The sequence below is a fragment of the Roseovarius aestuariivivens genome, assembly GCF_004761875.1.
In the GTDB taxonomy this organism is placed as follows: domain Bacteria; phylum Pseudomonadota; class Alphaproteobacteria; order Rhodobacterales; family Rhodobacteraceae; genus Roseovarius; species Roseovarius aestuariivivens.
The window spans coordinates 148,568-168,281 of record NZ_SJEY01000005.1; the positions used below are offsets into that span (position 1 = coordinate 148,568).

The 19,714-nt window shown below is 63.8% G+C and carries 20 protein-coding genes; 12 read left to right on the plus strand and 8 right to left on the minus strand.

Annotated features, from left to right (window positions below):
- Positions 1-28: 28 nt before the first annotated feature.
- From EZV60_RS09875 to EZV60_RS09890, 4 genes are all read left to right on the plus strand, one after another.
- Entirely contained in the window at positions 29-271 is a 243-nt protein-coding gene (locus tag EZV60_RS09875) for a BolA family protein (protein WP_135504963.1), read from the plus strand.
- Position 272: 1 nt separating this feature from the next.
- Positions 273-509, plus strand: a complete 237-nt coding sequence (locus EZV60_RS09880) for a hypothetical protein (protein WP_135504966.1) — start codon at positions 273-275, stop codon at positions 507-509.
- A complete protein-coding gene (grxD, locus tag EZV60_RS09885) occupies positions 506-868 on the plus strand; it encodes a Grx4 family monothiol glutaredoxin (protein ID WP_135504968.1) in 363 nt (120 codons plus the stop codon). Before EZV60_RS09880 ends, grxD begins: the two co-directional genes overlap by 4 nt.
- A 457-nt stretch (positions 869-1,325) precedes the next feature.
- The gene (locus tag EZV60_RS09890; protein WP_135504970.1) at positions 1,326-2,336 is read left to right on the plus strand and encodes a hypothetical protein; all 1,011 of its coding nucleotides are present in this window, start codon (positions 1,326-1,328) and stop codon (positions 2,334-2,336) included.
- Between the two features lie 293 nt (positions 2,337-2,629).
- Here the strand turns inward: EZV60_RS09890 and glnT are convergent, their stop codons facing one another.
- The 5 genes from glnT to EZV60_RS09915 form a co-directional block, all read right to left on the minus strand.
- A complete protein-coding gene (gene glnT, locus EZV60_RS09895) occupies positions 2,630-3,946 on the minus strand; it encodes a type III glutamate--ammonia ligase (protein ID WP_135504972.1) in 1,317 nt (438 codons plus the stop codon).
- Positions 3,947-4,033: 87 nt separating this feature from the next.
- On the minus strand, positions 4,034-5,374 hold the full coding sequence (locus tag EZV60_RS09900; RefSeq protein ID WP_135504975.1) for an FMN-binding glutamate synthase family protein: 1,341 nt from the start codon (positions 5,372-5,374) through the stop codon (positions 4,034-4,036).
- A 10-nt stretch (positions 5,375-5,384) separates the two neighbouring features.
- Positions 5,385-6,062, minus strand: a complete 678-nt coding sequence (locus EZV60_RS09905; RefSeq protein WP_135504977.1) for a GltB/FmdC/FwdC-like GXGXG domain-containing protein — start codon at positions 6,060-6,062, stop codon at positions 5,385-5,387.
- Between the two features lies 1 nt (position 6,063).
- Complete coding sequence (locus EZV60_RS09910; RefSeq protein WP_135504979.1) at positions 6,064-6,957, minus strand: class II glutamine amidotransferase; 894 nt, start codon at positions 6,955-6,957, stop codon at positions 6,064-6,066.
- 86 nt (positions 6,958-7,043) lie between these two features.
- Entirely contained in the window at positions 7,044-7,679 is a 636-nt protein-coding gene (locus tag EZV60_RS09915; RefSeq protein ID WP_135504981.1) for a helix-turn-helix domain-containing protein, read from the minus strand.
- Positions 7,680-7,900: 221 nt separating this feature from the next.
- Here EZV60_RS09915 and EZV60_RS19465 point away from each other — a divergent pair, with 221 nt between their 5' ends.
- A complete protein-coding gene (locus EZV60_RS19465; RefSeq protein ID WP_280952579.1) occupies positions 7,901-8,035 on the plus strand; it encodes a hypothetical protein in 135 nt (44 codons plus the stop codon).
- Positions 8,036-8,111: 76 nt separating this feature from the next.
- Here the strand turns inward: EZV60_RS19465 and ndk are convergent, their stop codons facing one another.
- Positions 8,112-8,534, minus strand: coding sequence for a nucleoside-diphosphate kinase (gene ndk, locus EZV60_RS09920; RefSeq protein WP_135504983.1), 423 nt, complete (start codon positions 8,532-8,534; stop codon positions 8,112-8,114).
- Between the two features lie 136 nt (positions 8,535-8,670).
- Here ndk and EZV60_RS09925 point away from each other — a divergent pair, with 136 nt between their 5' ends.
- The 3 genes from EZV60_RS09925 to EZV60_RS09935 are packed head-to-tail and all read left to right on the plus strand — an operon-like array spanning position 8,671 to position 11,801.
- A complete protein-coding gene (locus EZV60_RS09925; RefSeq protein WP_135504985.1) occupies positions 8,671-10,530 on the plus strand; it encodes an ABC-F family ATP-binding cassette domain-containing protein in 1,860 nt (619 codons plus the stop codon).
- Positions 10,531-10,574: 44 nt separating this feature from the next.
- The gene (locus EZV60_RS09930) at positions 10,575-11,195 is read left to right on the plus strand and encodes a MarC family protein (RefSeq protein ID WP_135504987.1); all 621 of its coding nucleotides are present in this window, start codon (positions 10,575-10,577) and stop codon (positions 11,193-11,195) included.
- A gap of 24 nt (positions 11,196-11,219) precedes the next feature.
- Positions 11,220-11,801, plus strand: coding sequence for a retropepsin-like aspartic protease family protein (locus EZV60_RS09935; RefSeq protein WP_135504989.1), 582 nt, complete (start codon positions 11,220-11,222; stop codon positions 11,799-11,801).
- Positions 11,802-11,887: 86 nt separating this feature from the next.
- Here EZV60_RS09935 and EZV60_RS09940 read toward each other — a convergent pair whose 3' ends face one another.
- A complete protein-coding gene (locus EZV60_RS09940) occupies positions 11,888-12,364 on the minus strand; it encodes a DNA polymerase III subunit chi (RefSeq protein WP_135504992.1) in 477 nt (158 codons plus the stop codon).
- 19 nt (positions 12,365-12,383) lie between these two features.
- A complete protein-coding gene (locus tag EZV60_RS09945; protein WP_135504994.1) occupies positions 12,384-13,859 on the minus strand; it encodes a leucyl aminopeptidase in 1,476 nt (491 codons plus the stop codon).
- A gap of 191 nt (positions 13,860-14,050) precedes the next feature.
- Here EZV60_RS09945 and lptF point away from each other — a divergent pair, with 191 nt between their 5' ends.
- From lptF to EZV60_RS09965, 4 genes are read left to right on the plus strand one after another with little or no spacing between them, the layout of a single operon-like run.
- Positions 14,051-15,181, plus strand: a complete 1,131-nt coding sequence (gene lptF, locus EZV60_RS09950) for an LPS export ABC transporter permease LptF (RefSeq protein WP_210115080.1) — start codon at positions 14,051-14,053, stop codon at positions 15,179-15,181.
- The gene (gene lptG / locus EZV60_RS09955; protein WP_135504998.1) at positions 15,178-16,269 is read left to right on the plus strand and encodes an LPS export ABC transporter permease LptG; all 1,092 of its coding nucleotides are present in this window, start codon (positions 15,178-15,180) and stop codon (positions 16,267-16,269) included. The genes lptF and lptG overlap by 4 nt, the downstream gene beginning before the upstream one ends.
- Positions 16,266-18,467: an LPS-assembly protein LptD gene (locus EZV60_RS09960; RefSeq protein WP_135505000.1), complete on the plus strand. Its 2,202-nt coding sequence runs from the start codon at positions 16,266-16,268 to the stop codon at positions 18,465-18,467. Before lptG ends, EZV60_RS09960 begins: the two co-directional genes overlap by 4 nt.
- Entirely contained in the window at positions 18,464-19,711 is a 1,248-nt protein-coding gene (locus EZV60_RS09965) for a peptidylprolyl isomerase (protein ID WP_342588786.1), read from the plus strand. The genes EZV60_RS09960 and EZV60_RS09965 overlap by 4 nt, the downstream gene beginning before the upstream one ends.
- Positions 19,712-19,714 lie beyond the last annotated feature (3 nt).

The following is a 19,714-nucleotide window of genomic DNA, read 5'->3' on the forward strand; positions in this document are numbered from 1 at the left end:
GGGGAAGGCAAACCAAGGAGACCCGCGCATGCCGATGCAAGCCAAGGAAATCGAGGATCTGATCCGCGAAACCTTTCCGGACGCGCAGATCACCATCACCGATCTTGCGGGGGACGGGAACCATTATGCCGCCGAGGTGATCGACGCCTCGTTCAAGGGCATGAACCGTGTCCAGCAGCAGCGCGCGGTCTATGCCGCGCTCAAGGGCAAGATGGACGGGCCTTCGGGCGATCTGCATGCCCTCGCGCTGACCACGAAAGCGCCCGGCTGAAATGAGCTGGGGCACTATCCTCTTGATCGTGCTGATCTTTCTGGCGGCGATTGTTCTTGCCGGCGTATCGCTGCGGCGAGATCCGGGACGTCGGGGAAGTGCCCCGGGCAAGGGCCACCACACGCTGCGCTCTGATTACAATTCCGGCATGGGCGGGGGAAACTCGGCCGAATGGCAGGTGCCCCGCGACCCGCAGGCCTATGCTAAACGCTTCATTCCGAAGGGAAAAACGAAATGACCGACGCGAAGACGCAAATCGAGGAAACCGTCAAATCCAATGACGTGGTGCTTTACATGAAGGGCACAAAGACGATGCCGCAATGCGGATTTTCCAGCCGCGTGGCGGGGGTTCTGAACTATATGGGCGTGGAGTTCCAGGATGTGAACGTGCTGGCCGACGACGCTATCCGTCAGGGAATAAAGGATTATTCCGACTGGCCGACCATTCCGCAGCTTTACGTCAAGGGAGAGTTCGTGGGCGGCTGCGACATCATCACGGAGATGACGCTCTCGGGTGAACTGGACCAGCTCTTTGAGCAGAACGGAGTCACCTACGACAAGGACGCCGCAGAGAAAATCCGGGAAGCGAACGCCTGAAACCTTGGTTTTGGCGTGGTTCGAGAGGCGGGGGAGACCCCGCCTTTTTTCGTGTTCGGAGGAAAGTTTTGTACAAAAAGGAGCAGGTTTTCAGACGCCCTTGTCCATTTTGTACAAAAGTTTTGGTATGGGAGGTGTTAAGGATTTGTTAACGAGTCCCGTACTCATGCAGGTGCGGACGCTAACGTTGCCGCCGCAGCCAAGCCTCAAACACTTCGAATGCATTTCGCCAGAAGCAGATGCATAAAGCGGTCCTTATCGGCTGTCTGTCCGGATGTCCGTTTTGCGGACAAAGAAGTCCTTCGGATAAGTCCGGCTTACTCGGCGCGCGTCCCATAAATTCATTATTATCCGTCAAGAATGAAAACAAGCAGTGGTCAGCACTGATACATGTCAAATTTCATCGCGAACAAAGATGTTAGCATTTTAAAAAGATATCCGAGAGGGAGGGCTGGCAGTGCGTCGTCTTTTTTGCCTTCTTCTCGCCATTGCAATCGGTTCTGCAGAAGCAGGTATGGCGCAGGAGGATTGGCCGACAGAGTTGGAAATTTTCGAAAAAGGGACACCTATTGGCACAGAAGCCATTGAAGCTCTTCTTGAATCGAATTCGGTCATTATCGAACTTACGGGAGAAGCCTTTGGACAGGGCTTCGTTCTGGATTGTCGGTCAACCAATCCGATGGTGCTTTTTTTCAATGGCGCCGCAAGCATCCGTGAGCATAACTCATCTTGCTTGATAGAGAAGTCACGCCTGTGCCTGCAAAGGACAGATATGACCCTTTGTGTCGAACCGCGCGTATTGCCTGGCGGAGAGACGCCATTCATCGCGGTCTGGGAGGTGCGCTTTGAAGACGGGTCGGTTGAACAGTTTTCAGGAACCGGATCGGACCCCGCGACACGTTTCGTGAACGTGCCGGTTTCAGCCGAGAAGCTGCTTGTCGCGACGGGCGAGATCGACCTTGGAGCGATCGCTTTCAGTCTGGACGAGCTCGTCCCTCTCTCCTTGAGCATCGCGAGGGATAACCCTTTGGCGATTTACTTCGATAGCCCGGTGTACGGAGAGCTCGAGGTTGGCGTACAGATTGTTGGCTGGCCTGATCCGCTCCGGCTACCGGGGGCGGGGCGAAAGTCGGAAGCAGGCGACGCCGCGTTGGCAAGATCCTCACTCGAGGAATTCATTTCTCAGAATGCTCCCAAAGATGATGCGCGCACTGTTTACGGCGAGTTTTCAACAACGTGGATAAATATGCAGCGCGGGCCGTGCATTCGGATACGAGATATTCAGGTTGAGACGCTGAACGCGGTGCAGGCTTGTGTCGATACCGCCGCCGGAACCATGGCCGTTCTAATCATCACGAAAAAAGCTTTCGGGGACGAAACGATTGCGCAGGTGGATGTTGACGATTTTTTGAGCCGATCGCAGAAAATCCTGGATAGCATTCGGATTGGTCCGTTGACGCGGCCGTAATCAGTCCCGCGTTTCGGGTCTTCCCCGGAGCCGAGAGCCGTGTTCTGTGTGTCGAAGCGATGGCCTGCCATGGTCTCAAAGCAGAATTTCGCTGCGATGTCTTCAAATTCTGTCTTTAAGGACCCGACCTGCCGGTTGGACATAGCCGCGGGATGGGCGGAACGCGGGAGGGCACTTTGGCGATCACGCGGTGGCGTTGGGGGCACCGCCTACGTTTGCGCAGGGCACGCCTGACCATGGGGGGCTATCGCTTTCTTGGGTAAAGCAAGGGCCAAAGCGCCCCACCCTCCCCCTCAGATATCGAGCGTGTTGTCCTTTTCCCACTGGCTGAAATGGGACATGTAGCTGTTCCACTCGTTGGTCTTGAGCTTAATGAAGGCCTGCGAGAATTCCTCGCCCATCGCCGCCTTGAGCCCCTTGTCCTTGTCATAAGCGCGCAGGGCGTCGAGCATGTTGAGGGGCAGCTTGGGGGCGCCTTTGACCTTGTGGCCTTCGGCGTACATGTCGATCTCGTGGCGCTTGCCCGGATCGGCTTTGGTGCGGATGCCGTCGAGGCCGGCGGCGATGATGACGGCCTGCAGGAGATAGGGGTTGGCCGCGCCGTCGGCGAGGCGCAGCTCGAACCGTCCGGGGCCCGGGACGCGGACCATGTGGGTGCGGTTGTTGGAGGTCCATGTCACCGTGTTGGGCGCCCATGTGGCCCCGGAGGTCGTGCGTGGCGCGTTGATGCGCTTGTAGCTGTTCACCGTGGGGTTAGTGATGGCGGCCATGGCGGAGGCGTGTTTCATGATGCCGCCGAGGAAGTTGCGGCCTTTCTCGCTGAGGCCCAGTTCCATCGCGTCGTCGGCGAAGATGTTGGTTTTCGCCTTGGCACCCGGCGCGTCCCAGACCGAGATATGCGCATGGCAGCCATTGCCCGTCAGCCCCTCGACGGGCTTGGGCATGAAGGTGGCGCGGAAGCCGTGACGCTCGGCCACCGACTTGGTCATGAATTTGAAGAAGGAATGGCGGTCGGCGGTCACCAGCACGTCGTCGAATTCCCAGTTCATCTCGAACTGGCCGTTCGCGTCCTCGTGGTCGTTCTGGTAGGGGCCCCAGCCGAGATCAAGCATGTAGTCGCAGATCTCGCGCACCACGTCATAGCGGCGCATGACGGCCTGCTGGTCGTAGCAGGGTTTCTCGGCTGTATCGAACTCGTCCGAAAGGGCGTTGCCATCGGGGGTGAGCAGGAAATACTCGGCCTCGACGCCGGTCTTCACGTGCAGCCCTTCGGAGGCGGCCTCCTCGATCAGGCGGCGGAGCACGTTGCGGGGGGCCTGGGCGACGTCCTCGCCTTCCATCACCGGGTTGGCGGCGACCCAGGCGACCTCGGGCTTCCACGGCAGCTGGATCACCGAAGACGGGTCGGGCACGGCGAGCATGTCGGGATGGGCGGGCGTCATGTCGAGCCATGTGGCGAAACCGGCGAAGCCTGCGCCCTCTTCCTGCATGTCGGCGATGGCCTGGGCGGGCACCAGCTTGGCGCGTTGGCCGCCGAAAAGGTCGGTAAAGGAAATCATGAAGTATTTCACGCCGGTCTCGGCGGCGAAGGCGGCGAGGTCTTTGGTCATGTTTTTTGTCCCCTGTCGTGTTTATTCTTTCTTGGAATGAAGCCGGGTGTTGCGCGGGTTGTCAAAGCTCCCGGCCCGGAAAGTGGTTTAAAACGCGCCTCCGGGCATGCCGGGATACCATTTTGTGCCTGCCAGCGGCACGCGGGCCATGGCGGAGGCCTCGAGCGTGAGGGCGGCGAGGTCTTCGGGCTCGAGGTGCTGCACGTGGTTCTTGCCGCAGGCGCGGGCGAGGGTCTGACATTCCAGCGTCATGACCTTGAGATAGTTGTTGAGGCGGCGACCGGCCTCGACCGGATCGAGGCGTTGGGCCAGTTCGGGGTTCTGCGTGGAGATACCCGCCGGGTCGCGGCCCTCGTGCCAGTCGTCATAGGCGCCTGCTGTGGAGCCGAGCTTCTGGTACTCGTCCTCCCATTTGGGGTCGTTGTCGCCGAGCGCGATCATGGCGGCGGTGCCGATGCTGACCGCGTCCGCGCCGAGCGCCAGCGCCTTGGCCACATCCGCGCCCGAGCGGATGCCGCCCGAGACGATCAGTTGCACCTCGCGGTGCATGCCGAGGTCCTGCAGCGCCTGCACGGCCTCGCGGATACAGGCGAGCGTGGGGATGCCCACGTGCTCGATGAAAACGTCCTGCGTGGCCGCCGTGCCGCCCTGCATGCCGTCGATCACGACCACGTCCGCCCCGGCCTTGACCGCGAGCGTGGTGTCGAAATAGGGGCGCGCCGCGCCGACCTTGACGTAGATGGGTTTCTCCCAGCCGGTGATCTCGCGCAGCTCGAGGATCTTGATTTCCAGATCGTCGGGGCCGGTCCAGTCGGGATGGCGGCAGGCGGAGCGCTGGTCGATGCCCTTAGGCAGGGTGCGCATTTCCGCCACACGGTCGGAGATCTTCTGGCCCAGAAGCATGCCGCCACCGCCGGGTTTCGCGCCCTGACCCACGACAACCTCGATCGCGTCGGCCTTGCGCAGGTCAACGGGGTTCATGCCGTAGCGGGAGGGCAGGTATTGATAGACGAGCGTTTTCGACTGGCCGCGTTCCTCGGGCGTCATGCCGCCATCGCCGGTGGTGGTGGAGGTGCCGGCGAGCGAGGCGCCACGGCCAAGGGCCTCTTTGGCCTGTGCGCTGAGCGCGCCAAAGCTCATGCCGGCGATGGTGATCGGGATCTTGAGCTCGATGGGTTTCTTGGCGAAGCGGGTGCCGAGCACCACGTTAGTGTCGCAGCGCTCCCTGTACCCCTCCAGCGGGTAGCGCGACATCGACGCGCCCAGAAACACCAGATCGTCGAAATGCGGCACGCGGCGTTTCGCCCCGCCGCCGCGGATGTCGTAGATGCCGGTGGCCGCGGCGCGGCGGATTTCTGCATTCACTTCGGGCGTGAAGGTGCTGGAATATTTGGGCAAAGTGCGCGGTGCGTGATCGTCCTTGGCCATGATTGCCCCCTTAGTACGCGTTGTCGATGTCGAAGTTGTAGAGCTGCCGGGCCGAGCCGTAGCGGCGGAACTCTTCTGGCCTGGCGTCGATCCCTGCCCGATCCAGCAGGTCGGTCAGAATTTCGATATGCTCGGGCCGCATCTCTTTCTCGATGCAGTCCGCGCCGAGGCTTTTGACCGAGCCGCGCACGAAAAGCCGGGCCTCGTAGATCGAATCGCCAAGCGCATCGCCTGCGTCGCCGCAGACCACCAGATTGCCCTTCTGCGCCATGAAGGCCGACATGTGGCCGACATTGCCCTGCACCACGATGTCGATGCCCTTCATCGAGATGCCGCAACGGGAGCTGGCGTTGCCCTTGATGACCAGCAAGCCACCGTGGCCCGTGGCGCCGGCATACTGGCTGGCGTCGCCTTCGACGATGACGGTGCCCGACATCATGTTTTCGGCCACGCCGGGGCCGACGGAGCCTTTCACATGCACGGTGGCCTGTTGGTTCATGCCCGCGCAGTAATACCCGGTTGAGCCCTTGACCGTGACCTCGATGGGGGCATCAAGCCCCACGGCGATGGCATGGCTGCCGCGCGGATTTACGACCTCCCACGCGGTTTCATTGGTCTGTTGGGCCTGGGCCTGAAGTGCTGCGTTGAGGGCGCGCAGACCGTCGGCGGATAGATCGAATGTCTGCATGTCAGTGCTTCCAGAAATAGACGGTGGCGGGTTCGGGCTCCCACACGCGGGCGTCTTCGATACCCGGCAGGTTCACCAGCGCGCGGTATTCAGAGCCGAAAGCGACGTATTGATCGGTTTCGGCCATGACGGCGGGTTTGCAGGCGATGGGATCGCGCAGGACGCCAAAGCCGTCCTTGGTGCCGACAACGAAAGTGTAAAAGCCGTCGAGATCATTAAGACCGCTTTCAAGAGCCTCGCCAAGGCTTTGGCCCTCTTGCATTTTCCAGGTCAGGTAAGCGGCGGCGACTTCGGTGTCGTTCTCGGTTTCCACCTGCACGCCCTCATGGGCGAGCTTGCGGCGGAGCGAGTTGTGATTGGAGAGCGAGCCGTTATGCACGAGGCACTGGTCCGCGCCGGTGGAAAACGGGTGCGCGCCGAGGGTGGTGACCGCGGATTCAGTCGCCATGCGGGTGTGGCCGATGCCGTGGCTTCCCGTAAGATGCGGGATGTCGAAGCGCTTTGCTACGTCCCCCGGCAGGCCCACTTCCTTATAAATTTCAATGATTTCCCCGGCGCTCATCACGCGGGTGTCGGGGCGCAGGCGCTTAACCGCTTGCCGCGCTTCTTTCAGCTTGTCCTCGGGCAGGGTCAGGACCGCGTGGGTGTCCTTGATCCGCACAGTGACCGGCGCGTCGATGGCCGCGCTCAGCTCGTCCTCCAGCCCGGCGAACACGCCCGGATCGGCGGCCTGCAGGGTAAGCTTGCCCTGCCCGTCCTCGCCCTTGGCGTAGACCGCGATACCCGCGCTGTCGGGGCCGCGATCGGACATGGTGATGAGCATTTCGGTGAGCATTTCGCCCAGCCTTGGTTCAAGCGACTTGTCCTTGAGGAAAAGTCCGACGATTCCACACATCAGCGCCTCCGCCAGAAAGTTTCGCAAAAGCTAGGACAAAGGCGGAAAGGTTTCAATAAAAGAATTTTTGTTTCATGACAGGAATGTCATGCCGAGCCGTTCTGCGGGTAGGAGATGACCGACAGATAACGCACCGGCAGCTTGGTCAGCTCGTCAGGGCCATGCGGCGCGTCGGCGTCGAAAAAGAGGCTGTCGCCCGCCTGAAGGTGAAAATGCCGGTCGCCGTGGCGGTAGCGGAACTCGCCTTCGAGGATGTAGAGCAATTCGATCCCGTCATGCTGAAACGTGGGAAAGATATCGGATTCCTCGTCAAGAGTGATGAGATACGGCTCGACTACCACACCGCTGTTATTGGCGCCGAGATGCCCTAGAAGCCGGTACTGGTGCCCGGCGCGGGTGCCGGCGCGCTCGATTTCCAGCGCTTCGCCCGCTTTTACGTGTACTGCCTCGCGCCGTTCTTCGAAGCGCCGGAAGAACGACGTGATCGGCACGCTGAGCGCCGCCGAGAGGACCTGTAGCGTGGTCAGCGATGACGAGGTCACGCCATTTTCGATCTTCGACAGCATGCCGACGGACAGGCCCGTCGCCTCGGCGAGGTCCGCCACGGTCATGCCGCGCGCGCGGCGCACCTCGCGCACCTCGCGGCCGATGGCGGTTTCGAGGTTCTTCTCGCGCGGATCGCGGACGCGGTGCGGATCCTGGTTCAATCGGGTGGTCGGCATAACACGCAGTCCACGGATGGTTTGACAACCTCCGACCATGGGCAACCGGAGGCGGTTTGACAAGCCTGAGAGGACAGTTGCGGCGGCGCGTCATTCGCGGGGGTTGCAGCGGGAATGCCCCGCCACGGGCAAAATTTCGGCAAAGTCCTGTGCAGGATGGATCGAAGACAGCGCCGGTCAGGCGCATTCTGGCCGGTCTGTTGCACCACAGGAGCAGACGTATGGTACAAGTGACCCCCCCAAGACGCCAACCCGCGACCCCGCAGAAGCGCGCACGCGCCAGCCTGCAGGCACCGGCCGCCGAAGCCCCGAAAAAGGTCAGGGCGCAGATCTTTACCGATTTCGCCGCGATCTGACCGATTTATGAGGCGCACAAAGTAAAACCGCCGCGCCGGGGCGCAGCGGTCATGAAAGTGTCGAGATAGGGCGGCGTCAGCCGACCAGTTCGAGACCCGAGAAGAAATAGGCGATCTCGACCGCCGCGGTTTCCGGCGCGTCCGAGCCGTGGACCGAGTTTTCGCCGACCGATTCCGCGAATTCGGCGCGGATCGTGCCGGGGGCGGCATCGGCGGGGTTCGTGGCACCCATCACTTCGCGGTTCTTGGCAATCGCGCCTTCGCCTTCGAGCACCTGCACCACGACCGGACCGGACGCCATAAATTCGCAGAGCTCGCCGAAGAACGGACGCTCGGCGTGCACGGCGTAGAAGACGCCGGCCTGCTCCATCGTCAGTTTGATGCGCTTTTGCGCCACGATGCGCAGGCCGGCCTCTTCGAACTTGGCGTTGATCTTGCCGGTCAGGTTGCGTTTGGTGGCATCGGGTTTGATGATGCTAAGCGTGCGTTCGACAGCCATGTGAGCCTCTTTGTTTTCAAGGGGTTTCCGCGCCCGGGCCAAAGCCAGGCGCAGGATTTGGCGCCCCGATAGCATGCAGGCCCGGCTTTGAAAAGCCGCGATTGACCGCCGACCGGCAATGCGGCATGGGAAGACCATGCTGAAGCTCGAGAACATCTCTTACTCGGTTGCCGGCCGCCCCCTGATCACGGGCGCCTCGGCGATGATTCCGGATGGCCACAAGGTGGGGCTTGTCGGCCGGAACGGGACAGGAAAAACCACGCTTTTCAGACTGATACGCGGCGAACTTGCCCTGGAAGGCGGCGAGATCAGCCTGCCGTCGCGCGCCCGGATCGGCGGCGTCGACCAGGAGGTGCCGGGCAACGAGGTGTCGCTTCTGGATACGGTGCTGGCCGCGGATACCGAACGGGCCGATCTGCTGGCCCGGTCCGAGCGCGAAACCGATGGCGAGACGATTGCCGAGATCCAGACCCGGCTTGCCGATATCGACGCCTGGAGCGCCGAGGCGCGCGCGGCCTCGATCCTCAAGGGGCTGGGGTTTACCGACGAAGAACAGGCGATGCCCTGCTCGGCCTTCTCGGGCGGCTGGCGGATGCGCGTGGCGCTGGCCGCCGTGCTTTTTGCGGCGCCTGATCTGCTGCTTCTCGACGAGCCGACGAACTATCTCGACCTCGAAGGCGCGCTCTGGCTTGAAAGCTATCTGGCGCGCTATCCGCATACGGTGCTGGTCATCAGCCACGACCGGGGCCTCTTGAACCGCGCCGTGGGCGCGATCCTGCATCTCGAAGACCGAAACTTGCAGCTTTACCAAGGCGGGTACGACCGCTTTGCCGCCACCCGGGCCGCCCGCGTGGCCGCCGCCGAGGCCGAGGCCAAGAAACAGGACGCCCGCCGGGCGCATCTGCAATCTTATGTGGACCGCTTCCGCTACAAGGCCGACAAGGCCCGCCAAGCGCAGGCGCGGATCAAGGCGCTGGAAAAGATGCAGCCCATCACCCGCCCGCAAGAAGCCGCGTTGCGCCGCTTCAGTTTTCCCGCGCCCGAGGCGCTGTCGCCGCCCATCCTGCGGCTGGAAAGCGCCGCGGTGGGCTATGACGGCACGCCCGTGTTGCGGCGGCTGAACCTGCGGATCGATCAGGATGACCGGATTGCACTTCTGGGCCGGAATGGCGAGGGAAAGTCCACACTTTCCAAACTCTTGGCGGACAAACTTCAGGTGATGGAGGGCCAGCGCACGGCGGCCTCAAAACTTCGGGTCGGCTATTTCGCCCAGCACCAGGTTGACGAGCTGCGCCTTGAAGAAACCCCTATCGACCATATCCGCCGTCTGCGCGGCGACGAGGGTCAGGCGAAGCTGCGCGCCCGCCTTGGCGGGTTCGGCATCGGCGCGGAGCAGGCCGACACGCCCGTCGGGCAGCTCTCGGGCGGGCAAAAGGCGCGGCTGAGCCTGATGCTCGCCACGCTCGACGCGCCGCATATGCTGATCCTCGACGAGCCGACGAACCATCTGGATATCGAGAGCCGCGAGGCGCTGGTCGAGGCGCTGACAGATTATACCGGCGCGATCATCCTCGTCAGCCACGACATGCATCTTCTAAGCCTCGTGGCGGACCGGCTCTGGCTGGTGAAGGACGGGACGGTGACGCCCTATGACGGCGATCTCGACAGCTATCGCCGGATGCTGCTCGACCAGAAGCCGGAACCCGCCAGGGACGCCGACGCCCCGAAAGCGCCGCCCAAGCCCAAGCGCGCCCCGCGCGACCAGATCCTGACCCTGCGCGCCGAGGTCCGCAAATGCGAGGAGCGGGTGGAAAAGCTTCATGACATGCGCGACCGCATCGCGGGCAAGCTGGCCGATCCGACCATGTATGATGACGCCCGCGCCGGTGACATGGAAGCCTGGCAGCGCAAATATGCCGAGGTCATGGACGGGCTCGACCGGGCCGAAACGCTCTGGATGGCGGCGCTGGAGCGGCTGGAAGCGGCCGAAAGCTAGGCACGGCTTTACAAGCGGCCTGCGAGACGCCAAAGGTCGCAGCCATGGATCCAAGTTTTCTCATCACCGCCTGGGTGGCGCTTTTCGTCATCATCGACCCGATCGGCATGACCCCGCTTTTCGTCGCGCTGACGCAAGGCGACAGCACCGCGCGCCGGCGGGCCATTGCGATGCGCGCGTGCATCACGGGCGCGCTGGTGCTGATCGTCTTTGCCAGTTTCGGCGAGGCGGTGCTTGGCTTTATCGGCATTTCCATGCCCGCCTTCCGCATCGCGGGCGGGCTGTTGCTGTTCCTGACGGCGCTCGACATGCTGTTCGAACGGCGCACCAAGCGGCGCAAGGATCAGGCGAGCGAAGAAGACGACCGCGAGGATCCGTCGATCTATCCGCTGGCCATTCCGTTGATCGGGGGGCCCGGCGCGATCACCACGATCATCCTTTTGGCCGGTCAGCAGCCGGGGCTCGAAGGGCTCGCCTGGGTCATCGGCGTGATGCTGAGCGTGGTGCTGCTGGTCTTCCTGCTGTTCCTGACCGCCGGAATGCTCGAACGCGCGCTTGGGCAGACGGGCATCAACGTGATCACCCGGCTTCTGGGGATGCTGCTGGCCGCGCTGGCGGTGCAATTCGTTCTCGACGGTTTGAAGGGCTTCGGTCTGGCGGGCTGAGGGCGCACCGCCTATATCTGTCCCATGACCGGAGATGATACCGCCCGCCTAATCTATCTCGTGCTGCTCGGCGGCGCGATCCTGATGTGGTTTTTCGCCCAGAACCGCGCCTCGCTTGGCAAGATGACGCAACAGGCGCTGGTCTGGGGGCTGATTTTCGTGGGCGTGATCGCCGCGGTGGGCCTCTGGGGCGACATCCGCAGCACGGTACAGCCCGGCATCGCGCGCACCGTGGGCGAAAATACCGTCGAGCTGCAGCGCCAGATGGACGGGCATTACTACGTGACCGCCGAGGTCAACGGCGCGCCAATCGACTTCGTGGTCGATACCGGCGCCACCATGATCGTGCTGACCCGCGCCGATGCCCAGGCCGCGGGGCTCGACACATCCGATCTTGCCTTTGTGGGGCGCGCGGGCACCGCCAATGGCGAGGTGCGCACCGCCCCGGTGCGGCTCGATAGCCTCGTCATCGGCCCGATCGAGGACCGCGGCGTCGCGGCGGTGGTCAATGCGGGCGAGCTCGACCGCTCGCTTCTGGGCATGAGCTATCTGCAGCGCTTCAGCCGCGTCGAGATTGTTGACGGCAGGCTCATCCTCACCCGCTGACCGGCCGCTTCATCTGGCGAAAAATACCTCGGGGAGTTTGAGGGGTGGAACCCCTCATTCCTGACAAACGCGCGCGGCGCAGCCGCTCAATCGGATTGCGTCCCCGCCTCGGCCTTTTTCTCCCACCGCCCGGATTCTTCGGACCAGTATTGCGCGGCACAGCCCGCGTCGGTGAGCGCTTTCCATTGTCCCCGCGCGTGGGCCGTCGCCGCCGCGTCCGCGCCGTCGAAAAGGATGCAGGTCCGCTCCAGCGCCTGCACCTCCTCGGGCGCAACCTCGGCGCCGTCGATGCTCATGAGGCAGTGCGCGCCGTTCGGGGCGGGGCCGGCGGCTTCGGTCAGCAGGATCGGCTGACGCGCGTCATGCGGCCCGCCGGACAGGCCGTGGGGCAGAAAGCCGTCGGCGGGTTCCAGCCAAAGCTTGCCATCGAGCCAGTCCATCCGGTCGCGCGCCGTGCCGCGCACCGCGACGCGCCACCCGGCGGCGAGCGCACGGTCGAGCAGCATCGGCAGCGCGACCTCGAGCGGGCGGCGCGTCAGGTGATAGAAATAAACCGCCCCCATGGCGCCACCCTGCCCCGCGTCAGTCCTCGCCTTCGTATTGGTCCGAGATCAGCCGGTTGAGCGACATCACGCCCCAGCCGGTCGCGCCCTTGGGCGCGAAGCTGGTTTCCGCATCGACCCGCGCCGCCCCGGCGATATCGAGGTGGATCCAGGGCGTGCCATCCTTGATGTAGCGCTGCAGGAACTGCGCGGCGGTGATCGCGCCGCCCTTGCGGCCGCCCACGTTCTTCATGTCCGCGATATTGGACTTGATGAGCTTGTCATAGGCCTCTCCCAGCGGCATACGCCACGCGCCCTCGCCTTCGTTGCCCGCCGCACGGAGGAACTTGTCCGCGAAACTGTCGTCGTTGGAGAAGACCCCGGCATGTTCGTGGCCGAGGGCGACGATAATTGCGCCGGTCAGGGTCGCCAGATCGATGACCGCGGCGGGCTCGTATTTTTCCTGCGCGTACCAGAGCACATCGGCCAGCAAGAGCCGTCCTTCGGCGTCGGTGTTGATGATCTCGACCGTGTCGCCCTTCATGGACGTCACCACGTCGCCGGGCCGCGAGGCGCTGCCCGAAGGCATGTTTTCCACCAGCCCGACGAGCCCGACCACATTGGCCTTGGCGCGGCGCTTGGCCAGCGCCTTCATGGTGCCGACCACGGTGCCCGCGCCGCCCATGTCCATGGTCATCTCTTCCATGCCGCCCGCGGGCTTGATCGAGATGCCCCCGGTGTCGAAGACCACGCCCTTGCCCACCAGCGCCAGGGGCGCGTCGCCCTTTCGCCCGCCGGACCATTCCATGACCGCGACCTTCGTGGGCGTCGCAGAGCCCTGGCCCACCGACAGGAGCAGGCCCATACCGAGCTTTTCCAATTCGTCCTCTTCCAGCACCGTGATCTTGAGCCCGTCGGCTTCCAGCCCCTGAATGCGCTCGGCGAAGGCAGTGGTGGTCAGGTGATTGGCCGGCTCCGAGACAAGATCGCGGGTCAGCAGCACGCCTTCGGCGATGGCGAGCGGCGCGGCCGCGGCCTCTTCGGCCTCTGCCGGGGTCGCGACCATGATCGTCACCGGGCCGATATCCTTGCCAGGATCGGATTTGCGCGCCGTGAACGCGTAGGAGCGCAGCGCAAGACCCTGCGCGAACTCGCCGATCCGCCGCACAGGCGCGCCCAGAACCAGCAGCGGCGCGGTGCCGCGCGCCTTTGCCAGTGCCGCGCCGGCCTTGCGGGTCTCGACCGCGTCGGCGCCGCGCTCGTGGCAGAGCACATCCAGCGCCTCGGCGGCCATGCCGGTGGGCCAGGCCAGCGTCTTGACGTCGCCGGGCTTTGCCTTTTCCCAGCTGGCGCTTTCCACCAGCCGCTTGAGCGCGCCTTTGGTGAGGCGATTGGCACGGCGCGCGCCCGGCCCCATCTTGCCGCTGGGCGTGATCACCACCGCGACGCGGCCCTCGAACTCTGCTATGGCGTCAAGATCGGTCTCGGCGAAGGTGATCGGGGTCATGCTGGTCATCGGCTGCTCCGTGGTGATTGTCTGATATGTTGGCCACAGTCCTAGCGCGGTGCCCGGCCCTTGGCCAGAGCCGAGCGGATGCCCGCGAAAGGCGGGGCGCTTTAGCAGTTTTCCCCCGCTGGCAATTCGACTAAGTTCTGGTCGAAACCGGCTGCCACGGGGGGAAGCGTTTGACCAGATTCGACAGATACATGCTGTCGCAATTCATGGTGCTGTTCGGGTTCTTCGCACTTGTTCTGGTGTCGATCTTCTGGATCAACAAGGCGGTGCGGATGTTCGACCGCCTGATCGGTGACGGGCAGCCGGCCTGGGTGTTCCTGGAGTTCACCGCGCTGACTCTGCCCGGCGTGATCGGAATCGTTCTGCCGATCGCGACCTTCGCCGGGGCCGTCTATGTCACCAATCGCATGTCCACCGAAAGCGAGCTGACCGTGGTGCAGGCGACGGGATATTCGCCCTGGCGGCTGATCCGGCCGGTGGTGATCTACGGTGTCTTCATCGCGCTGATGATGTCACTGCTGAGTCATTACCTCATTCCCAAGAGCCTGAGCCAGCTGCGCCTGCGGCAGGCGGAGGTCAGCCAGAACATCACAGCCAAGCTGCTGACCGAAGGCGAATTCCTGCACCCGGCGCCCGGGATCACCTTCTATATCCGCGACATCACGCCCGAGGGCGAACTGCGCGATGTCTTCCTGTCAGACCGGCGCGACGCCGAAGACCCGGTCACCTATACCTCGACCCAGGCCTATCTGGTGCAGGAAGGCGGCGGTACGAAGCTGGTGATGGTCGACGGGCTGGCGCAGAACCTGCGGCGCAACGGCAACCGCCTTTTCACCACGCATTTCGATGATTTCTCTTACGATGTCAGCAGCCTGATCCGCCGCGATCCGACCAACCTCAACCGCGTCGATTTCGCCCTGACCGGCGATCTTCTTTTGCGTCCAGAGTCCGTGGCTGAACGCACCGGCGCGCGCCTGTCGGAAGTGCTTTACGAGGCGCATGGACGCTTTTCCGAGGCGCTGATGTGCATCGTGGCGGCCACGATCGGATTCGCCACGCTGCTTGTAGGCAGCTACAGCCGGTTCGGCGTCTGGTGGCAGATCGTGACGGCCTTTACGCTTTTGGTGATGGTCAAGATGATCGAAGGCGCGGTGTCGGGCGCGGTACTTGCCCAGGCGAGTGCCTGGCCGCTGATATACGTTCCTTCGGCGGTGGGTGCGGGCCTGACGGTAGTCCTGCTTTATCTTGCGGCCAATCCCGGCCTTTGGCAGCGGATCCGCCGATTGGGGCGCAGACCGCCCGCGACGGGGTCGGCGGCATGATCCTGCACTACTATTTCGCGCGGAAGTTCCTGTGGACCTTCGCCCTGATCGCCCTGGTCTTCGTGATCCTGCTGGCGCTGATCGACCTTGTGGACGAGTTGCAGGACTTCCCCGACCTGCCGTTCTGGGACGTGCTGGGCATCGTCCTGCTGAACGTGCCGCATGCCAATTACGAAATCCTGCCGCTGGTCGTGATCCTTGCGACCGTGGCGCTTTTCGTGCGGCTGGCGCGGTCCTCCGAACTTGTCGTGGTGCGCGCGGCGGGCCGCTCGGCGCTTCATACGCTGCTTGCGCCGCTGACGGTCGCGGCGCTGATCGGCGTGCTGGCGATCACCATGCTCAACCCGATCGTGGCGGCCAGTTCGAAACGCTATAACGACGTGGTCAATACCGCCATGGGCGGCGGATCCAGCGTTCTGGCCATCGCGTCCGAAGGCCTTTGGCTGCGTCAGGGCAGCGCCGAGGGTCAGACGGTCATTCACGCAGCCCGCGCGAGTTCGGATGTGAGCATTCTGTTCGACGCGACCTTCATCAGCTTTTCGCCGGACGGGCAGCCCGAGCAACGGATCGTGGCAGATACAGCGCGCCTGGCGCAAGGCGAGTGGCAGTTGAGAAACGCCAAGATCTGGGAGCTGGGTGTTGGCGGCAACCCCGAGGCCGAGGCGCGTGTCGAGGCCGAGCTGAGACTGCCCTCGGCGCTGACGCAGGACCGGATCGTCGACAGTTTCGGCAAACCCGAATATATCCCCCTGTGGGAGCTGCCGGCCTTTATCAACCAGCTGGAAGAGGCCGGTTTCTCGGCCCGTCGCTATGCGATGTGGTACCAGATGGAACTGGCGCGCCCGCTGTTTCTGGTGGCGCTGGTGATGGTCGCGGCGGCCTTTACGATGCGGCACGCGCGGCTCGCCAATACCGGGCTGTCGGTGCTTTTCGCGGTGATGCTGGGCTTTACGCTGCACTACATCCGGAACTTTGCGCAGATCCTGGGGGAAAACGGGCAGATCCCCGTCTATCTCGCCGCCTGGGCGCCGCCTGTGGCGTCTTTCCTGCTGGCGGCCGGCATCCTGCTTCATATGGAGGAAGGATGAGTCCGGGTTTGCGCATTCTGGCCGTTTGCCTGGCGCTATTGGCGCCAGTCGCGGCTTTTGCGCAAAGCGAGGACGTGGCGGATGCCCCCAGCCCCGCCATGCTGGTGGCGGATGACGTGTTTCTGGACGGCTCTGAGCAGCTTGTCGCCACGGGCAATGTCGAGGCGTTGTTCGATGGACAGCGGCTTCGGGCGGCGCAGATCGTGTATGACCGGACGCGCGAACGGCTTTTGATCGAGGGGCCGATCACGCTTGAAGACGAGACCGGCCGGATCCTCGTTCTCGCCGACAGCGCCGAGCTTGACCGGGAGATGCAGAACGGGCTGATGCGCGGCGCGCGGATCGTGATGGACGACCAGATCCAGCTTGCCGCGCACGAGCTGGCCCGCGTGAACGGGCGATACAACCACCTTTCAAAGACCGCCGTCACCTCCTGCCGGGTTTGCGAAACCGGGCGTCCGCCGCTGTGGCAGATCCGGGCGCGGCGCGTGATCCACGACCAGCAGGAGCGGCAGCTTTACTTCGACGATGCGCAGTTTCGGGTTTTCGATACGCCTATCTTCTACTTGCCGCGCCTGCGTCTGCCCGATCCCACGCTAGAGCGTGCAACGGGCTTTCTGGTGCCGTCGCTGCATAATTCCTCGCTTCTGGGCTTCGGTGTGCGGGTGCCGTATTTCATCCGCATCGGCGATCATCGCGACCTGACGGTCACGCCGTATCTTTCGACCAAGACGCGGACGCTTGAACTGCGCTACCGGCAGGCGTTCCGCACTGGGCGCATCGAGGTGACTGGGGCCTTTTCGAACGACGATGTGGGCGTGCAATCGCGCCGCAACCGGGCCTATCTGTTCGCCAATGGCGCGTTCGAGCTGCCCCGCGATTTCCAGCTGCGGTTCGATATCGAGGTGGTGAACGACGATACCTACCTGCTGGATTACGGCTATGGCAGCAAGGACCGGCTTGACAGCGAGATCGAGATTGAGCGCGCGCAGCGGGACGAGTACGCGCGCGCCGCGCTGACGGCCTTTCACAGCCTGCGCCCGGGCGAGAGCAACGACACCCTGCCGACCTTTGTGGTGAACGGCGAATACGAGCGCCGGCATCGTCTGACCCGAGGCCTTGGCGGGGAGGTGCGGCTTGGCCTGCTGAGCCATGGTCACGTGCGGTCGTCCAACCTGATCAGCGACGGGCCGGACTTCGATCCGTGGGCCGATGGCCGCGACGTGAGCCGCCTGACCCTGTCGGCGGACTGGCATCGGGGCTGGACCCTGCCGGGCGGGATTCTGGGCCGGGTGCAGCTTGGGCTGGCCGCGGATGCCTTTGCGATCAACCAGTCCGGCGTGACCAGCCAATCCAGATCGGTGAACCTGACACCGCAGGCGGCGGTGCAGTTGCGCTGGCCACTCGTGCGCGCAACGGGCAGCGGCGCGCGGCATGTGATCGAGCCGGTGGTGCAAGCGGCGTGGATTGGCGGCGAGAACCCGACGGTGCCCAACGACGAAAGCACCCGGATCGAGTTCGACGAGGGCAACCTGTTCAACGTGTCGCGCTTTACCGCGCCGGACCGGCGCGAACGCGGCCTGTCGGCGGCCTATGGGTTGAGCTGGACGCGTTACGGAGAGGCAGGCTGGCAGAACAGCCTTGCGGTGGGACAGGTGATCCGCGACGAAACCCAGATCGACCCCGGCGGCGGCTTTGCCTTTTCCAACTCCTCGGGTCTTCAGGAGCGGTATTCGGACCTGCTCATCGCGGGGCAGGTCAAGACCGACAGCGGGCTGAGCATGACCGCGCGAGGTCTCTTCGACGACGGGTTCGTCACCACGAAGGCCGAGGCGCGAGGCAGCTGGTACAACAACGTCGCCAAGATTGGCGCGACCTATATCTGGTTGCGCAACGATCCGGCGGAAAACCGGCCCGGCAATATCTCGGAATGGGCCTTTGACGCGTCTTATCGGCTGTCGCGGCACTGGACCGGGCAGGCCGACTGGCGTTATGACGTGGCGGCCGACGAATCCGTGCGCGCGGGGCTTGGCCTGACATACACCAACGAATGCGTGGATATCACGCTTTCGGCCTCGCGTCGCTTTACCTCTTCCACTATTCTGGTGCCGTCGACAGACATCAGCTTCACCGTGGGGCTTCGCGGCTTCACCACAAAGACACGCGACCAAAGTTACGTCCGGACATGCGAGAAATGATGCAACAGATCCAACCGCTTCGCGCGGCCCTTGCGGCCCTTGCCCTGACCCTGGCGGCCATGATCGCGCCACCGGGACCGGCCGGCGCGCAGAACCTCTTCGAGCCGGTGATCAAGGTCAACGACCTTGCCATCACCCGCTACGAGATTCAGCAACGGGCCAGGATGCTGCAGATTTTCCGCGCGCCGGGCGATCCGACGAAGCTGGCGCGTGAACAGTTGATCGAAGACCGTCTCAAGCTTGATGCGGCGCGAGCCAACGGGTTCACCCTTGACGAAGATCAGGTCACGCTTGGCATGGAAGAATTCGCGGGACGCGCCGACATGGACGCCGAACAGATGATCCGCGGTCTCGAGGGCGCGGGCGTCGATCGCTCGACCTTTCGGGAATTCGTGCGCGCGGGCCTGACCTGGCGGGAATTCAGCCGCGCGCGCTTTGGCCCGCGCGTGTCGGTCACCGAAGACGATCTGGAACGCGCCCGGCTGGCGGTATCGGGCACCACCGGCGTCCGGGTCCTGCTTTCGGAGATCATTATGCCGGCCCCGCCCCCAGAGATGGAAGCGGTCATGCAACGCGCCAACCGGATCAGCGAATACACCACCGAGGCCGAGTTTTCCGCCGCCGCGCGGCGGTATTCCGCGACGGCCACCGCCGGTCGCGGCGGGCGCATGGACTGGACGGCGATTACCGATCTGCCGCAAGCGCTGCGCGGGGTGATCCTGGGTCTCGCGCCGGGCGAGGTCAGCGACCCCCTGCCGCTGGAAGGCGCCATCGCGCTGTTCCAACTGCGCGACATCGAGGAAACCGAAGTGCCCGACCGGGAATACGAGGCCATCGAATACGCCGCCTATTATATCGAGGGCGGGCGCAGCGACGCGGCCCTTTCCCGTGCGGCGCAAGTAAAGGCCGACACCGACACCTGCGACGATCTCTACGGTGTCGCGCAGGGCCAGCCGCCGGAGGTGCTTGACCGGGGCAGCAAGGCGCCCGACGAAATTCCCACCGATATCGCGCTGGAGCTGGCCAAGCTTGATCCCGGCGAGGTGTCGACCGCGATCACCCGCGCCAACGGTCAGACGCTTGTGCTTTTGATGCTGTGCGGGCGGACCCCCAAGCTGGAAGGCGAAGGCCCGACCGCTGAACAGCTGACGAATTTCATCAGTTCGAGCCGCCTGGAAAGCTTTGCGAACGGGTATCTGGAACAGCTGCGCGCCGAGGCCCGGATCGTCGAGCTCGACCGGTGAGCC

Excerpts from the sequence above, each read along its gene's own strand:
- ndk (WP_135504983.1), bottom strand. The coding sequence starts at position 8,534 with ATGGCTGTCGAACGCACGCTTAGCATCATCAAACCCGATGCCACCAAA.
- lptF (WP_210115080.1), top strand. The coding sequence starts at position 14,051 with ATGCTGTCGCAATTCATGGTGCTGTTCGGGTTCTTCGCACTTGTTCTG.
- EZV60_RS09875 (WP_135504963.1), top strand. The coding sequence starts at position 29 with ATGCCGATGCAAGCCAAGGAAATCGAGGATCTGATCCGCGAAACCTTT.
- EZV60_RS09940 (WP_135504992.1), bottom strand. The coding sequence starts at position 12,364 with ATGGGGGCGGTTTATTTCTATCACCTGACGCGCCGCCCGCTCGAGGTC.
- EZV60_RS09925 (WP_135504985.1), top strand. The coding sequence starts at position 8,671 with ATGCTGAAGCTCGAGAACATCTCTTACTCGGTTGCCGGCCGCCCCCTG.
- lptG (WP_135504998.1), top strand. The coding sequence starts at position 15,178 with ATGATCCTGCACTACTATTTCGCGCGGAAGTTCCTGTGGACCTTCGCC.
- EZV60_RS09900 (WP_135504975.1), bottom strand. The coding sequence starts at position 5,374 with ATGGCCAAGGACGATCACGCACCGCGCACTTTGCCCAAATATTCCAGC.
- EZV60_RS09965 (WP_342588786.1), top strand. The coding sequence starts at position 18,464 with ATGATGCAACAGATCCAACCGCTTCGCGCGGCCCTTGCGGCCCTTGCC.
- EZV60_RS09910 (WP_135504979.1), bottom strand. The coding sequence starts at position 6,957 with ATGTGTGGAATCGTCGGACTTTTCCTCAAGGACAAGTCGCTTGAACCA.
- grxD (WP_135504968.1), top strand. The coding sequence starts at position 506 with ATGACCGACGCGAAGACGCAAATCGAGGAAACCGTCAAATCCAATGAC.
- EZV60_RS09905 (WP_135504977.1), bottom strand. The coding sequence starts at position 6,062 with ATGCAGACATTCGATCTATCCGCCGACGGTCTGCGCGCCCTCAACGCA.
- EZV60_RS09915 (WP_135504981.1), bottom strand. The coding sequence starts at position 7,679 with ATGCCGACCACCCGATTGAACCAGGATCCGCACCGCGTCCGCGATCCG.
- EZV60_RS19465 (WP_280952579.1), top strand. The coding sequence starts at position 7,901 with ATGGTACAAGTGACCCCCCCAAGACGCCAACCCGCGACCCCGCAGAAG.
- EZV60_RS09880 (WP_135504966.1), top strand. The coding sequence starts at position 273 with ATGAGCTGGGGCACTATCCTCTTGATCGTGCTGATCTTTCTGGCGGCG.
- glnT (WP_135504972.1), bottom strand. The coding sequence starts at position 3,946 with ATGACCAAAGACCTCGCCGCCTTCGCCGCCGAGACCGGCGTGAAATAC.
- EZV60_RS09945 (WP_135504994.1), bottom strand. The coding sequence starts at position 13,859 with ATGACCAGCATGACCCCGATCACCTTCGCCGAGACCGATCTTGACGCC.
- EZV60_RS09935 (WP_135504989.1), top strand. The coding sequence starts at position 11,220 with ATGACCGGAGATGATACCGCCCGCCTAATCTATCTCGTGCTGCTCGGC.
- EZV60_RS09960 (WP_135505000.1), top strand. The coding sequence starts at position 16,266 with ATGAGTCCGGGTTTGCGCATTCTGGCCGTTTGCCTGGCGCTATTGGCG.
- EZV60_RS09930 (WP_135504987.1), top strand. The coding sequence starts at position 10,575 with ATGGATCCAAGTTTTCTCATCACCGCCTGGGTGGCGCTTTTCGTCATC.